Raw genomic sequence first — 317 nt, forward strand, 5'->3', positions numbered from 1 at the left:
TGACCAGAAACAGTTCGAGAAAGGTGGGGACAATATTAAACACCAGAAAGCGCATCAAAAAACTAATGCCATTTGTGCCGCGCTCAATGTCGCGAGATAAACCACCCGTTTGGCGGTTCAAGTGAAAGCTTAGACTTAATGCATGAAGGTGCTCGAAAACTTTTAGTCCTACGCGACGCATCGCTCTTTCGGTCACGCGTCCGAATAGGGTGTCGCGGATTTCGCCTAGTAACACATTCATCAGCCGTACCAGACCGTAGGCGAGTAATAAGCCCAAAGGTACAACGAGCAGGGATAGTTCATTATCAGCTAGTTGT

The 317-nt window shown here is 47.6% G+C and carries 1 protein-coding gene; it reads right to left on the reverse strand.

Going from position 1 to position 317, the window contains the following annotated elements; genetic code table 11:
- Positions 1-317, reverse strand: a 317-nt coding sequence (locus tag A3757_RS04490; protein WP_255374971.1) for an ABC transporter transmembrane domain-containing protein, incomplete at both ends; no start/stop codon positions are given.

Source organism: Oleiphilus sp. HI0117, from assembly GCF_001635235.1.